This window comes from Kitasatospora sp. NPDC051170, from assembly GCF_044455705.1.
In the GTDB taxonomy this organism is placed as follows: Bacteria; Actinomycetota; Actinomycetes; order Streptomycetales; family Streptomycetaceae; genus Kitasatospora.
Genome location: NZ_JBITFA010000002.1, coordinates 394,386 through 407,365 on the forward strand (window position 1 = coordinate 394,386; position 12,980 = coordinate 407,365).

The window sequence follows — 12,980 nt, forward strand, 5'->3', positions numbered from 1 at the left end:
TTACCGCCTGGTAGATCAGGCGTCACCCGTACCGGCGTGTGAGCTGGCCGACGTGTTGCCGGGCAGGTCCGGAACCCCCTGCGGGGCGGCCCCGGGCGCCGGTGCGCCGATCCGCAGCCGGTGGCGCAGCAGGGCCCAGCGCCGGCCCGCGCCCTCCGCCTCCACGCCGGCGACCTCTGTGCCCGAGCGCCCCGCGGCCGCCGCGGCCGCCACCTCCACCGGCAGCACCGCCCCGACCGGGGCGGGCGCGGCCGGGGGCTCCTCCTCCGGCCACAGGCCCAGGGCCGCGCAGACCGAGGGCAGCACGGCCATCGCGGCGGTCGCGTAGCCCTGGGCGGAGGGGTGGTAGCGGTCGGCCGCGAACATCTCCGGCCGGGCGGCGAACTCCGGGCCGAGCAGCGAGCCGAGCGAGACGGTCCGCCCGCCCGCCTCGACCACGGCGATGGTCTGGGCGGCGGCCAGCTGCCGGCTCAGCCGCCGGGCCACCCAGCGCAGCGGCGGGTGCACCGGCTTGATCGTCCCGAGGTCCGGGCAGGTGCCGACCACCACCTGGCAGCCGTTGGCGCGCAGCGCCGCGACGGCCTCGCCGAGGTGGCGCACGGCCAGCTGCGCCGGGCTGTGCCGGGTGACGTCGTTGGCGCCGATCATGATCACCGCGACGTCCGGGTGGTGCGGCAGGGCCTGCTCCAGCTGGCCGGACAGGTCGGCGGAGCGGCCGCCGGAGCGGGCCACGTTGACCAGCCGTACGGGCCGCTCGGCCACCGAGGCCAGGCCCGCGGCCAGCAGGGCGCCCGGGGTCTCGCGGCCGCGCAGGACGCCCAGGCCCGCGCCGGTGGAGTCCCCGAGGACGGCCAGGACGAGCGGCCCGTCCTGTCCCCGGGCCGGGCCGTCGGCGAACGCCTCGCCGTAGACGCCGTCGGCCTTGGGCGGGGTCGTCTCCAGGACGCCGATGGCCTGGACGGCGAGCCTGCTCTCGGTCAGCAGCACGCCGACCAGGCCCACGCCCAGCAGGCCGAGCCCGCCGCCGCCGTACGCGGCCGCGGTGGCGATCCGGCGGGCCACCCGGGCCCGCGAGTCCTGTGCGCCTGGCATCCGCTGCCCCCTTCACGTCCTCGTGGAGCCCCTCGGGGCCACGGCAGTACCTGTAACAGCGCTCTTACCCGCCCGGGGGTCAGGAGTACCGGTGGGCGTCGGCCATTGGGTGGAGCGACAGTGGAGTGAGGGAGTCGGGCCATAGGCTTTGCCGTACCGAATGCACTCGCATGCCCACACAACGGGAGGACCCTCCGTGCGGTACCACAACTCGATCATCGACCTGGTCGGCAACACGCCGCTGGTCAAGCTGAACAAGGTCACCGAGGGCATCAGCGCGACAGTGCTGGCGAAGGTCGAGTACTTCAACCCCGGCGGCTCGGTGAAGGACCGCATCGCGATGCGCATGATCGAGGCCGCCGAAGCCTCGGGCGCCCTCAAGCCCGGCGGCACGATCGTGGAGCCGACCTCGGGCAACACCGGCGTCGGCCTGGCGATCGTGGCCCAGCAGAAGGGCTACAAGTGCATCTTCGTGTGTCCTGACAAGGTCTCCACCGACAAGATCAACACCCTGCGCGCGTACGGCGCCGAGGTGGTCGTCTGTCCGACCGCCGTCGCCCCGGAGCACCCGGACTCGTACTACAACGTCTCCGACCGGCTCGTCCGGGAGACCCCGAACGCCTGGAAGCCGGACCAGTACTCCAACCCGGACAACCCGGCCTCGCACTACCACTCCACCGGCCCGGAGCTGTGGGAGCAGACCGAGGGGAAGATCACCCACTTCGTCGCGGGCGTGGGCACCGGCGGGACCATCTCCGGCACCGGCAACTACCTGAAGGAGGTGTCCGGCGGCAAGGTCAAGGTCGTCGGCGCCGACCCGGAGGGCTCGGTGTACTCGGGCGGCACCGGCCGTCCGTACCTGGTCGAGGGCGTCGGTGAGGACTTCTGGCCGACCGCCTACGACCGCAGCGTCGCGGACGAGATCGTCGCCGTCTCCGACAAGGACTCCTTCCAGATGACCCGCCGCCTGGCCAAGGAGGAGGGCCTGCTGGTCGGCGGTTCCTGCGGCATGGCCGTGGTGGCCGCGCTGGAGGTCGCCAAGAAGCTCGGGCCGGACGACGTCGTCGTGGTGCTGCTGCCGGACGGCGGCCGCGGCTACCTGTCGAAGATCTTCAACGACGACTGGATGGCCGACTACGGCTTCCTGCCCTCCTCCACCGACGAGGCGCACATCGGCGAGGTGCTGGCCCGCAAGGAGAGCATCGAGCAGGGCGGCGTGCCGCAGTTCGTCCACATGCACCCGGGCGAGACGGTCGCCGAGGCCGTGCGCGTGCTGCGCGAGTACGGCGTCTCGCAGATGCCGGTGGTCTCGCCGGGCGCCGGGCACCCGGACATCATGGCCGGTGAGGTGATCGGCTCGGTGGTGGAGAAGCTGCTGCTGGAGGGCATCTTCGCCAAGGAGATCGAGCTCACCGACACGCTGGACAAGGTGATGTCCAAGCCGCTGCCGGTGGTCGGCTCGGGCGAGACCGTCACCAACCTGATGACGGTGCTGGAGAAGGCCGACGCGGCCGTCGTCCTCGTCGAGGGCAAGCCGCAGGGCATCGTCACCCGCCAGGACCTGCTGGGCTTCCTGACCGGGCGCTCCGCGCACTGAACCCCGCGCTGATCCCCGCCCTGATCCCGGCCCGATCCCCGCGCTGATCCCGCGCTGATGCGGCGTCACCGGGAGGGCCGGCAGCAGGTGGTACACCGGTGTCACGTGTCCGCATCACCGGGTTAACACGGCTGGGGCATCGTGGTGCAGGTCGGCGGCGAGTTCGCCGAGCGAGACGGTGGCGACCGTCCGGGAGCGGCTCCCCGGCGGACGTGCACCGGCTCCGGACACGGCGGGCGGTCCTGACCCGGCCGCCGGGTCCGATGCTGTGGGAGGCGCCGTCGTCCCGCCCCTGTCCGGCCCGTCCGGATCGACAGGGTGCGGTGGCTCCCGCGGCCACCAGCGCGCCGTACGGCGCGTCTCCGCGGCTCCCGGGTGGGGGAGCCCGAGCGGAGAGACGGCAGGGCCGGTCCCTCACCGGGGGGCCGGCCCTTCCCGTACGCTCGCACGCATGACCAGCACTGAAACGACCGACCAGGAAGCCCCGCGCTACGTCCGGGTCAAGATCGAACTCATCGCGGAGATCACCGACGAGGGCGCGCTCAAGGCGGCGGCCCTCCAGCAGGTGGCCGGGGACGAGTACCTCGACGACGAGGAGCGGGAGCAGTCCGTCGAGGCCATCGAGGTGGACCCGTCCGGCTCGCTCGCCCACTTCATCGACCCGGTCGCCCTGCTCGGCGACGTCCCCGGCGTCGAACTCGCCTCGGCGACGTGGGAGTCGGCCCGGACCGAGTTCGACCCGGACGACGAGCAGTGGGACGAGTACCAGGTGGACGAGTCCGCCGAGTAGCGGCGACGCCGTCGTCACCGCCCGTGAACGCCCGGTCTGTTCGTCACAGACCGGGCGTTTTGTCCCTGTTAGGGAGGAAGTTGGGTCATCTCATACGATCGCTTACGCTTCGGTCATGGAACCGTGACCGGACGAATCGCGTTTCTGTATCCGTAAAGGGTCCGATGATCGACAGGAGCGCGACGTGACGGCACGGGACGGCCAGCAGCGGACGGCCGGAGGCAACTGGAGCCGGCGCGGCGTGCTCGCCGGGCTGATCGGTGCCCCCGTCCTGCTCCTCGCGGCCTGCAACGACAACAGCGACTCCGGCAGCGGCTCGGGCGGCGCCAACGGCACCCCCGGGACGGGCGGCGGCGCGAGCGCCACCCCCAGGACCTCGACCGCCGTGATCACCGTCACCCCCGCCGACGGCGCCTCGGCCGCGAGCTTCAGCGAGCCCGTCAAGGTCGCCGTGACCAACGGCACCCTGGGCACCGTCAAGGTCGTCGACACCACCGGCAAGGAACTCGCGGGCCAGCTCTCCGCCGACGGCACCTCCTGGACCTCCGCCACCGCCCCGGCCAGCGGTACCAAGTACACCGTCTCGGCGACGGCCCAGGACAAGGACAAGCTGGAGGCGGACGCCAACGCCGTCTTCACCACGGCCACCCCCGCCAACACCTTCGTCGGCTACTTCACGCCCGAGGACGGCTCGGTCGTCGGCGTCGGCATGCCGGTCTCGATCAACTTCAGCAAGCCGGTCACGGACAAGAAGGCCGTGCAGGAGGCGATCACCGTGACCGCCGAGCCGGGCGTCGAGATCGTCGGGCACTGGTTCTCCAGCACCCGGCTCGACTTCCGCCCGCAGCAGTACTGGGCCAAGGGCACCAAGGTCACCCTCAAGCTGCGGCTCAAGGACGTCCAGGGGGCCAAGGGCGTCTTCGGCACCCAGTCCAAGGATGTGACCTTCACCATCGGCCGTGCCCAGACCAGCGTCGCCGACCTCGCCACCAAGAAGCTCACCGTCACCACGGACGGGGCGGTCAGCGCCGTCTACAAGATCTCCGGCGGGTCCCCCGAGCACACCACCTGGGGCGGCAAGATGGTCATCTCCGAGCAGTACACCCAGACCCGGATGAACTCGCAGACCGTCAACCTCGGCAGCGAGTACGACATCGCCGACGTGCCGCACGCCCAGCGCCTGACCACCTCGGGCACCTTCATCCACGGCAACTACTGGGGCTCGCCGTCGATCTTCGGCGGCCAGAACACCAGCCACGGCTGCGTCGGGCTGCAGGACGCCAAGGGCGCGCAGGACAGCGGCACGGACGGCTACAGGTTCTACAAGTCCTCGATGATCGGGGACGTGGTCGAGGTCGTGAACTCCGGGGACAAGACCGTCGCCCCCGACAACGGCCTGAACGGCTGGAACCTCGGCTGGGCCGACTGGAAGGCCGGCAGCGCGGTCTGAGTCCGCTCAGGCCGTGGTTTCGGGCGCGGCTTCAGGCCTGGCTTCGCGGCTCCCTCGCTCACCGCTTGGCGTAGTCGGCGAAGCCCTGCCAGTCGACGATCACGCAGGCGTCGTCGCCCAGGACCCAGGCGTCGTGCCCGGGCGGGCAGATCATGAAGTCGCCGGGGCCGTAGTCGGCCTGCTGGCCGTCGTCCATGACGACCTTGATCCGGCCGGACACCACGTACCCGGTGTGGGCGGCCTGGCAGCTGTCGGTCTTGGCGATCGGCTTGACGTGCTTGGACCACTGCCAGCCCGGTTCGAACACGGCCCGGCCCACCGGGCCCGCGTCCAGGTTGACCAGGCGCAGCTCCCCCTTGCCGTCCTCGAAGGGACGGACCTCCTCCGGATCGTCGAAGTTCCGCTGGTAGAGACCGGACATGGCGCACTCCTCTCCGCGATCTCCCGTGTTCTCCGGCGAGGACGGCCCGGCCGCCGGGCGGGGCGGACGGGCCGACCTGCAGGCCCTTCCAGTCTGCGCCCGCGGCCGGGGGCCGTCACGTGGAGTGGCGGGAACGGGAGACTCGGGAGGGAGGGAGGGAGGGCCGGGCGGAGGGGGCTCAGCCCTCGGTGCGGGCCACGCCGATCGGGCAGGAGGCACCCGTACCGCCCAGACCGCAGTAGCCGCCCGGGTTCTTGGCGTCCGAGAGGTACTGCTGGTGGTACGGCTCCGCCGGGTAGAACGGGCCGGCCGGGGCGATCTCGGTGGTGATCGCCCCGTGACCGAGCGCGGTCAGGGCGGGCTGGAAGGCATCGCGGGTGGCCTCGGCGGCGGCCGCCTGGGCGGGGGAGTGGGTGTAGACGGCCGAGCGGTACTGGGTGCCGACGTCGTTGCCCTGGCGGTTGCCCTGCGTCGGGTCGTGGGCCTCCCAGAACGTCTTCAGCAGCCGCTCGTACGGGATCACGGCCGGGTCGAAGACCACCCGGACCGCCTCGGTGTGCCCGGTCAGCCCGCTGCACACCTCCTCGTACGTCGGGTTCGGCGTGTGGCCGCCCTGGTAGCCGACCAGCGTCGTCCAGACGCCGGGCAGCCGCCAGAACGTGCGCTCGGCGCCCCAGAAGCAGCCCAGCCCGAAGTCGGCCACCTCCAGGCCCTGCGGGTAGGGGCCGCTCAGCGGGTGGCCCAGGACGGTGTGCGGCTCGGTGAGGGCGAAGGCGGGCGCCTCCCGGCCGGGCAGCGCCTGGTCGGCGGGGACGAGCGAGGTCTTGTGGCGGTTGAACAGCACGGCCTGCTCCAGCGGGTCGGGAAAGGTGGCTCAGGGTGCAACGCGCACGGCCGCCCCCGGATTCCGGGAGCGGCCGCATCCCGCCCGCCGCGGCCTGCGGGTTCACCCCGGTCACCGGTTCGTGCGGGGTTGACGGGATTCGCCCACTAGGCTCGTGTCCATGACCGAGCACCAGCTTCCTCAGGGCTTCGAGACCCTCGCCATCCACGCGGGTCAGGAAGCAGACCCCCAGACCGGGGCCGTCGTCACGCCGATCTACCAGGTGTCCACCTACAAGCAGGACGGGGTGGGCGGACTGCGCGGCGGATACGAGTACAGCCGCAGCGCCAACCCCACCCGCACCGCGCTCGAGGAGTGCCTCGCGGCACTGGAGGGCGGCGCCCGCGGCCTCGCCTTCGCCTCCGGCCTGGCCGCCGAGGACACCCTGCTGCGGACCATCCTCAAGCCGGGCGACCACATCGTGATCCCCAACGACGCCTACGGCGGCACCTTCCGGCTCTTCGCCAAGGTACTGACCCGCTGGGGCGTCGAGTTCTCCGTCGCGAACACCCAGGACCTGGACGACGTCCGCGCCAAGCTGCGCCCCAACACCCGCGCGGTGTGGGTCGAGACCCCGTCCAACCCGCTGCTGGGCATCACCGACCTGACCGCCCTCGCCGAGGTCGCGCACGGGGCCGGCGCGCTGCTGGTCGTCGACAACACCTTCGCCAGCCCGTACCTGCAGCAGCCGATCGCGCTCGGCGCGGACGCCGTCGTGCACTCCACCACCAAGTACATGGGCGGCCACTCGGACGTGGTCGGCGGTGCGCTGGTGCTGGCCGAGGCGGGCCTGGGCGAGGAGGTGGCGTACCACCAGAACGCGATGGGCGCCGTCTCCGGGCCGTTCGACGCCTGGCTGGTGCTGCGCGGCATCAAGACGCTGGGCGTGCGCATGGACCGGCACAGCTCCAACGCCGAGAAGGTCGCCGAGCTGCTGGCGGGCCACCCCAAGGTGAGCCAGGTGCTCTACCCGGGCCTGCCCACGCACCCCGGGCACGACATCGCCGCCAAGCAGATGAAGGCGTTCGGCGGCATGGTGTCCTTCCGCGTCGCCGGCGGCGAGGAGGCGGCCGTCGAGGTCTGCAACCGCGCGCAGCTGTTCACCCTGGGCGAGTCCCTGGGCGGCGTCGAGTCGCTGATCGAGCACCCGGGCCGGATGACGCACGCCTCGGTGGCCGGTTCCGCCCTGGAGGTCCCGGCGGACCTGGTGCGCGTCTCGGTCGGCATCGAGTCGATCGACGACCTGCTCGCCGACCTCACCCAGGCGCTGGGCTGAGCGTCTCGGCTGAAGGTTCCGGCTGAAGGTTCCGGCTACGGGTTCTGACTACGGGTTCTGACCACGGGATCTGACTACGGGTTCTGACCGCCCTGCTGGTCCGCGCTGTACGACTCCATCGCGAGGTTGAAGCGGGCCAGCAGGGAGCAGAACGCGTGCTGCTCCTCGGGCGGCCAGTCCGCCACCAGACGGCGGGCCAACTCGGCCCGGCCGTCGCGGACTTCGGCCAGTCGGCCGCAGCCGCGGGGGGTCAGCGCCAGCCGTACGGCACGGCGGTCGGCCGGGTCCTGCACCCGGCCGACCAGCTCGGAGGCGACCAGCGGGGCCACCTGGCGGGTCACCGTGGAGGAGTCCACGCCGAGGGCGTCCGCCAGGGCTTTGACGTTCGCCGGGCCGTGCCGGTCGAGGCGGTCGAGCAGCAGGTAGGCGGCCCGGTCCAGCGCGGCGACGCCGCCGCCTGAGGTGCGGACCTGTTCCATCCGGCGGGCGAACAGTGCCAGCTGGTACTGGAGTTGGGTGTGCACGGGTTCGGTGCGGTCGGTGGCCTGGGGCGAGGTCGTCGTCATCGCGGCTCACGATCGTCGTGCGGTGAGGGAGGCTCAGGACCAGCAGCGTACGCGGGCCGGGCGGGCCCGGGAACAGGCCCGGCAGCACCGGTCGCGTTCCAGAGCGGCTCCGCGGGCGCGTCCTACGCTTGCGCCATGCACACCTGGCCGATCACCCTCGACGACGTCCGCGGCGCCCAGAAGATGCTCGCCGGGGTCGCCCGGCAGACCCCGATGGAGGGCAGCCGGTACCTGTCCCGGCTGGTCGGCGCGCCCGTCCACCTCAAGTGCGAGAACCTCCAGCGCACCGGCTCCTTCAAGCTGCGCGGCGCCTACGTGCGGATCGCGGGCCTCAGCCCCGTGCAGCGGGCCGGCGGGGTGGTGGCCGCGAGCGCGGGCAACCACGCGCAGGGCGTGGCGCTGGCGGCCTCGCTGCTGGGGGTGCGCTCGACGGTGTTCATGCCCGTCGCGGCCCCGCTGCCCAAGGTCGCGGCCACCCGGGAGTACGGCGCGGAGGTGCGGCTGCACGGCGCCAACGTCGACGAGGCGCTGCAGGCCGCGCGGAGCTACGCGGACGCGACGGGCGCGGTGTTCATCCACCCCTTCGACCACTGGGACGTGGTGACCGGCCAGGCGACGGTGGGCCTGGAGATCCTGGAGCAGTGCCCCGAGGTGCGCACGATCCTGGTCGGGGTGGGCGGCGGCGGGCTGCTCGCCGGGATCGCGGCGGCCGTCAAGCCGCTGCGGCCGGACGTACGGGTGATCGGGGTGCAGGCGGCGGGCGCGGCCGCGTACCCGCCCTCGCTGGCGGCCGGGCGGCCGGTGTCGCTGGAGTCCTTCGCCACGATGGCGGACGGGATCATGGTCGGGCGGCCCGGTGACATCCCGTTCGAGGTGGTCAACACCCTCGCCGACGGCATCCGCACCGTCTCCGAGGACGCACTCTCCCGGGCCCTGCTGCTCGGCCTGGAGCGGCTCAAGCTGGTGGTCGAGCCGGCGGGCGCGGCGCCGATCGCGGCGCTGCTGGAGCAGCCGGAGTCCTTCGAGGGCCCGGTGGTGGCGGTGCTCTCCGGCGGCAACATCGACCCGCAGCTGATGCAGCGGGTGCTGCGGCACGGGCTGGCCGCGGCCGGGCGCTACCTGTCGCTGCGGGTGCGCCTGGCGGACAAGCCCGGCGCCCTGGCGGACCTGCTGGGGGTGCTGACCAGGGTGGACGCCAACGTGCTGGACGTGGCGCACGTGCGGATCGACCCGCGGCTGGGACTGACCGAGGTCGAGGTGGACCTGCACCTGGAGACGAAGGGGCCCGAGCACTGCGCGGCGGTGACCGGGGAGCTGCGGGAGGCCGGGTACGTGGTCTCGAGCTGAGACCCGATCTTATATTCCCTTGACGCGATGTATCGCGAGTTGCCACACTCGCGATACATCGCGTTCTGCGTCCGGCGGGTGAGAACCGAGTCGCCCGCGTGCCCGAAAACGGGGCAGAGTGGGACAGATCGCTCCATATGTCCGATGAGATGAGGCAGGTCATGGCGCCAGCCATCCAAGCCGAGAATCTGGTGAAGACCTTCGGCGACGTACGAGCCCTGGACGGCGTCAGCCTGGACGTCCCCGAGGGCACGGTGCTCGGGCTGCTCGGCCCGAACGGAGCCGGGAAGACCACCACCGTGCGCGTCCTCACCACGCTGCTGCGCCCCGACTCCGGCCGCGCCGTGGTCGCCGGGGTCGACGTCCTCAAGCACCCCAACCAGGTCCGCAGCCTGATCGGCCTCTCCGGCCAGTACGCGGCCGTCGACGAGTACCTGACGGGCTTCGAGAACCTCACCATGGTCGGCGAGCTCTACCAGATGAGCACCCGGGCGGCGAAGGCCCGCGCACTGGAACTGCTGGAGTGGTTCAACCTCACCGAGGCCAAGGACCGCACCGCCAAGACGTACTCCGGCGGCATGCGCCGGCGCCTCGACCTCGCCGCCGCGCTGGTCGTCCGCCCGCCCGTGATGTTCCTCGACGAGCCGACCACGGGCCTCGACCCGCGCAACCGGCTGGCGCTGTGGGAGGTCATCGAGACCCTCGTCGAGCAGGGCACCACGCTGCTGCTCACCACCCAGTACCTGGAGGAGGCCGACCGGCTCGCCCACGACATCGTCGTGGTCGACCACGGCAAGGTGATCGCCCGGGGCACCGCCGACCACCTCAAGGCGCAGATCGGCGGCGAGCGGATCGAGGTCGTGGTGCACGAGCCCGGCATGATCGCCGACGCGGTCGCCGCCCTCGGCGGGTACGCGCTGGGCGAGCCCGCCGTCGAGAAGAACACCCGCCGCATCACCGTCCCGGTCAGCGGCGGCGCCCGGGTGCTGGCCGCCGCCATCCGCGAACTGGACGCGCGCGGCGTCGAGATCGACGACATCGGGCTGCGCCGGCCGACCCTGGACGACGTCTTCCTCACCCTCACCGGCCACCTCGCCGAGACGGCCGAGGAGGAGAACGGCGCCGGGAGCGCCGGGGGCGGCGGCAAGGACGGCAAGGACGGCAAGGACGGCAAGGACGGCAAGGGCCGCCGGGGTCGGCAGGCCCCCGGCGGGGACGGCGTCGGCGGCGACGGCGGACCGGACGAGCAGCAGGCCGTCACGGCCGGAAAGGAGCGCTGAGATGAGCACCGGGACCAGCGCCTCCACCTCGCACGCCATCGGCGAGGCCATGCCCGCCCCGCGCCAGGGCGCGGCCGCCATGGCGCACGACTCCTGGGTCGTGGCGAAGCGCAACCTGCGCCGGATGACCCGCATCCCCGAGATCGTGATCTTCGGGCTGATGCAGCCGGTCATGTTCGTGCTGCTGTTCTCGTACGTGATGGGTGGGGCGATCCGGATTCCCGGGGCGAGCTCCAGCTCCCACACCTACATCCAGTTCCTGATGGCCGGCATCTTCGCCCAGACCGTCACCTTCGCCGTCGCGGGCGCCTCGGCCGGCATCGCCGAGGACATGACCAAGGGCCTGGTCGACCGCTTCCGCTCGCTGCCGATGGCGCGCTCGGCGGTGCTGGCCGGGCGCACCCTGGCCGACCTGTGCCAGACGGCGTTCACCCTCGTCGTGCTGGCGCTGGTGGCCCTGCTGGTCGGCTGGCGCATCCACGACGGGGTGCCCAAGGCGCTCGGCGCCTTCGGGCTGCTGCTCCTGCTCGGCTACGCCTTCTCCTGGATCGGCGCGCTGATCGGGCTGTCGGTGCGCAGCCCCGAGGCGGCCACCTCGGCGGGGCTGATCTGGCTGTTCCCGCTGACCTTCGTGTCCAACGCGTTCGTGCCGGTCAGTTCGATGCCGGGCTGGCTGCAGGCCGTGGCGTACTGGAACCCGTTCAGCGCCACCGTCCAGGCGTGCCGGGAGCTGTTCGGCAACCAGGTCGGGCCGGTGGACAGCGCCTGGCCGATGCAGCACGCGGCGCTGGTGTCGGTGCTGTGGTCGCTGGTGATCACGGCGGTGTTCTCCTGGCTGTCGGTGCGCAAGTACCGCTCGGCCGCGGGCTGAACCGCCGGAGGACGTATGCGTGAGGGCGGCCGCCGAGTCATCGTGACTCGGCGGCCGCCCTCGTGCGTCCTTGGGGGCCGGATCAGCCGGCGTGCGGTACGACCTTGACGATCTTCACCATGGCGGGCTTGCCGTTCGGCAGGTCGTAGGTGGCCTCGTCACCGATCTTCTTGCCGTCGATCGCGCGGCCCAGCGGGGACTGCGGCGAGTAGACGTCGAGCGTGTCGGAGCCGGCGACCTCGCGGGAGGCGAGCAGGAACTCCATCAGGTCGTCCTCGTCACCGTCGAAGGCGACCGTGACGACCATGCCCGGGGCGACGACACCCGAGTCGGCCGGGGCCTCGCCGACCTTCGCGCGCTCCAGGAGCTGGGTCAGCTGGCGGATGCGCAGCTCGGTCTTGCCCTGCTCCTCCTTCGCCGCGTGGTAGCCCGCGTTCTCCTTGAGGTCGCCCTCCTCGCGAGCCGCCTCGATCTTCGCGGCGATCTCGATGCGCCAGGGCCCGGTCAGATGGTCCAGCTCGGCCTTGAGCTGGTCGTAGCCGGCCTGAGTGAGCCAGGTCACGTTCTCACTGGTCTGGGTCACAGGTGCTCCTCGTAGGTGCTGGGGCTGTGCTGAGGGTGTGAGTCGTCAGCAAGGGTCGACGATCGAATTCGGTCGTAACTACAAAGCAACGCCCGCTCCCGTACCATCCGGTGCGGAAGGGGCGAAACCACGAGCCTAACAAGTCCTGCCGACAAGCGGGAGAGCCGTTGGCGCCGCGTTGACGGCGGCGTTACGCCACGGTGTACGGGAGCCGGGTGCGGGACGAAGTACGGATGCCCGCTCCCCGGATCGAATATGCGCCTTACTCGGCGGGCGTGCAGCCCAGCAGCTCGGCCGTGGTGCCCCGGGCGGTGGTGCGCAGGGTCACCGTCGCCTCGTACGTCTTCCCGGCCGCCGGGACGGGGAAGTCGGCCACCCCGACCACCGCGTGGTCGTCGCCCTGGGAGCGCACCGTGCAACTGCCGGCCTGGCCCTCGCCCTTGCGCACGGTCAGGTGCAGCTGCACCTCGGAGTCGGAGAGCACCTGGAACGTCGGCACCGAGCCGTTGATCTTCGACTCCCGCAGCAGGTAGGAGCCGCCCATCCACGCGATCAGGCCCAGGCCCAGCACGCCGCACACCGCGCCGACCACCTTGAGCCGGCGGTCGGACTCGCCGTCGCCGCCCCGGCCGTAGCGGCCCTCGGGCGGCCGCGGGGTGGTGGTGTCTGCGGTCATCGGGCGCCGTCCTCTCCTGGATGAGGGGCCGCGCGGGTGGTGCGGGGGAATGCGACGGACCTCCAGTCCGTCACTATAGGAGGGGCACGCCCGCAGCCGGTCCGGCGGGGGCGGGGTCCGGCCGCGTCGGCGACGTCCGAAGGCGCCC

Annotated in this window: 13 protein-coding genes; 7 read left to right on the forward strand and 6 right to left on the reverse strand. The window is 72.1% G+C overall.

Annotated features, from left to right (window positions below; translation table 11 throughout):
- Window positions 1–15: 15 nt before the first annotated feature.
- Entirely contained in the window at window positions 16–1,092 is a 1,077-nt protein-coding gene (locus ACIBCA_RS05345; protein WP_396281479.1) for an SGNH/GDSL hydrolase family protein, read from the reverse strand.
- Window positions 1,093–1,252: 160 nt separating this feature from the next.
- On the opposite strand from ACIBCA_RS05345, the gene ACIBCA_RS05350 reads away from it, so the two are divergent.
- The 3 genes from ACIBCA_RS05350 (at window position 1,253) to ACIBCA_RS05360 (ending at window position 4,929) form a co-directional block, all read left to right on the forward strand.
- Entirely contained in the window at window positions 1,253–2,689 is a 1,437-nt protein-coding gene (locus tag ACIBCA_RS05350; RefSeq protein WP_396281480.1) for a cystathionine beta-synthase, read from the forward strand.
- Between the two features lie 451 nt (window positions 2,690–3,140).
- Complete coding sequence (locus ACIBCA_RS05355) at window positions 3,141–3,479, forward strand: hypothetical protein (protein WP_396281481.1); 339 nt, start codon at window positions 3,141–3,143, stop codon at window positions 3,477–3,479.
- Window positions 3,480–3,663: 184 nt separating this feature from the next.
- Window positions 3,664–4,929: an Ig-like domain-containing protein gene (locus ACIBCA_RS05360; protein ID WP_396281482.1), complete on the forward strand. Its 1,266-nt coding sequence runs from the start codon at window positions 3,664–3,666 to the stop codon at window positions 4,927–4,929.
- Between the two features lie 58 nt (window positions 4,930–4,987).
- Here the strand turns inward: ACIBCA_RS05360 and ACIBCA_RS05365 are convergent, their stop codons facing one another.
- A complete protein-coding gene (locus ACIBCA_RS05365; protein WP_396281483.1) occupies window positions 4,988–5,350 on the reverse strand; it encodes a cupin domain-containing protein in 363 nt (120 codons plus the stop codon).
- Window positions 5,351–5,528: 178 nt separating this feature from the next.
- Entirely contained in the window at window positions 5,529–6,194 is a 666-nt protein-coding gene (msrA, locus tag ACIBCA_RS05370; protein WP_396281484.1) for a peptide-methionine (S)-S-oxide reductase MsrA, read from the reverse strand.
- Between the two features lie 160 nt (window positions 6,195–6,354).
- Between msrA and ACIBCA_RS05375 the strand changes: the two genes are divergently transcribed.
- Window positions 6,355–7,509, forward strand: coding sequence for a cystathionine gamma-synthase (locus ACIBCA_RS05375; protein WP_396281485.1), 1,155 nt, complete (start codon window positions 6,355–6,357; stop codon window positions 7,507–7,509).
- Between the two features lie 74 nt (window positions 7,510–7,583).
- Here ACIBCA_RS05375 and ACIBCA_RS05380 read toward each other — a convergent pair whose 3' ends face one another.
- Window positions 7,584–8,075, reverse strand: coding sequence for a MarR family winged helix-turn-helix transcriptional regulator (locus tag ACIBCA_RS05380; protein ID WP_396281486.1), 492 nt, complete (start codon window positions 8,073–8,075; stop codon window positions 7,584–7,586).
- A gap of 135 nt (window positions 8,076–8,210) precedes the next feature.
- Here ACIBCA_RS05380 and ilvA point away from each other — a divergent pair, with 135 nt between their 5' ends.
- From ilvA to ACIBCA_RS05395, 3 genes are all read left to right on the forward strand, one after another.
- Complete coding sequence (ilvA, locus tag ACIBCA_RS05385) at window positions 8,211–9,422, forward strand: threonine ammonia-lyase (RefSeq protein WP_396281487.1); 1,212 nt, start codon at window positions 8,211–8,213, stop codon at window positions 9,420–9,422.
- A 161-nt stretch (window positions 9,423–9,583) separates the two neighbouring features.
- Window positions 9,584–10,702: an ATP-binding cassette domain-containing protein gene (locus tag ACIBCA_RS05390; RefSeq protein WP_396281488.1), complete on the forward strand. Its 1,119-nt coding sequence runs from the start codon at window positions 9,584–9,586 to the stop codon at window positions 10,700–10,702.
- 1 nt (window position 10,703) lies between these two features.
- The gene (locus ACIBCA_RS05395; RefSeq protein ID WP_396281489.1) at window positions 10,704–11,573 is read left to right on the forward strand and encodes an ABC transporter permease; all 870 of its coding nucleotides are present in this window, start codon (window positions 10,704–10,706) and stop codon (window positions 11,571–11,573) included.
- Between the two features lie 82 nt (window positions 11,574–11,655).
- Here the strand turns inward: ACIBCA_RS05395 and greA are convergent, their stop codons facing one another.
- Together greA and ACIBCA_RS05405 are read right to left on the reverse strand one after the other, a co-directional pair.
- On the reverse strand, window positions 11,656–12,156 hold the full coding sequence (greA, locus tag ACIBCA_RS05400; protein ID WP_396281490.1) for a transcription elongation factor GreA: 501 nt from the start codon (window positions 12,154–12,156) through the stop codon (window positions 11,656–11,658).
- A gap of 262 nt (window positions 12,157–12,418) precedes the next feature.
- Entirely contained in the window at window positions 12,419–12,832 is a 414-nt protein-coding gene (locus ACIBCA_RS05405; protein ID WP_396281491.1) for a DUF4307 domain-containing protein, read from the reverse strand.
- Window positions 12,833–12,980 lie beyond the last annotated feature (148 nt).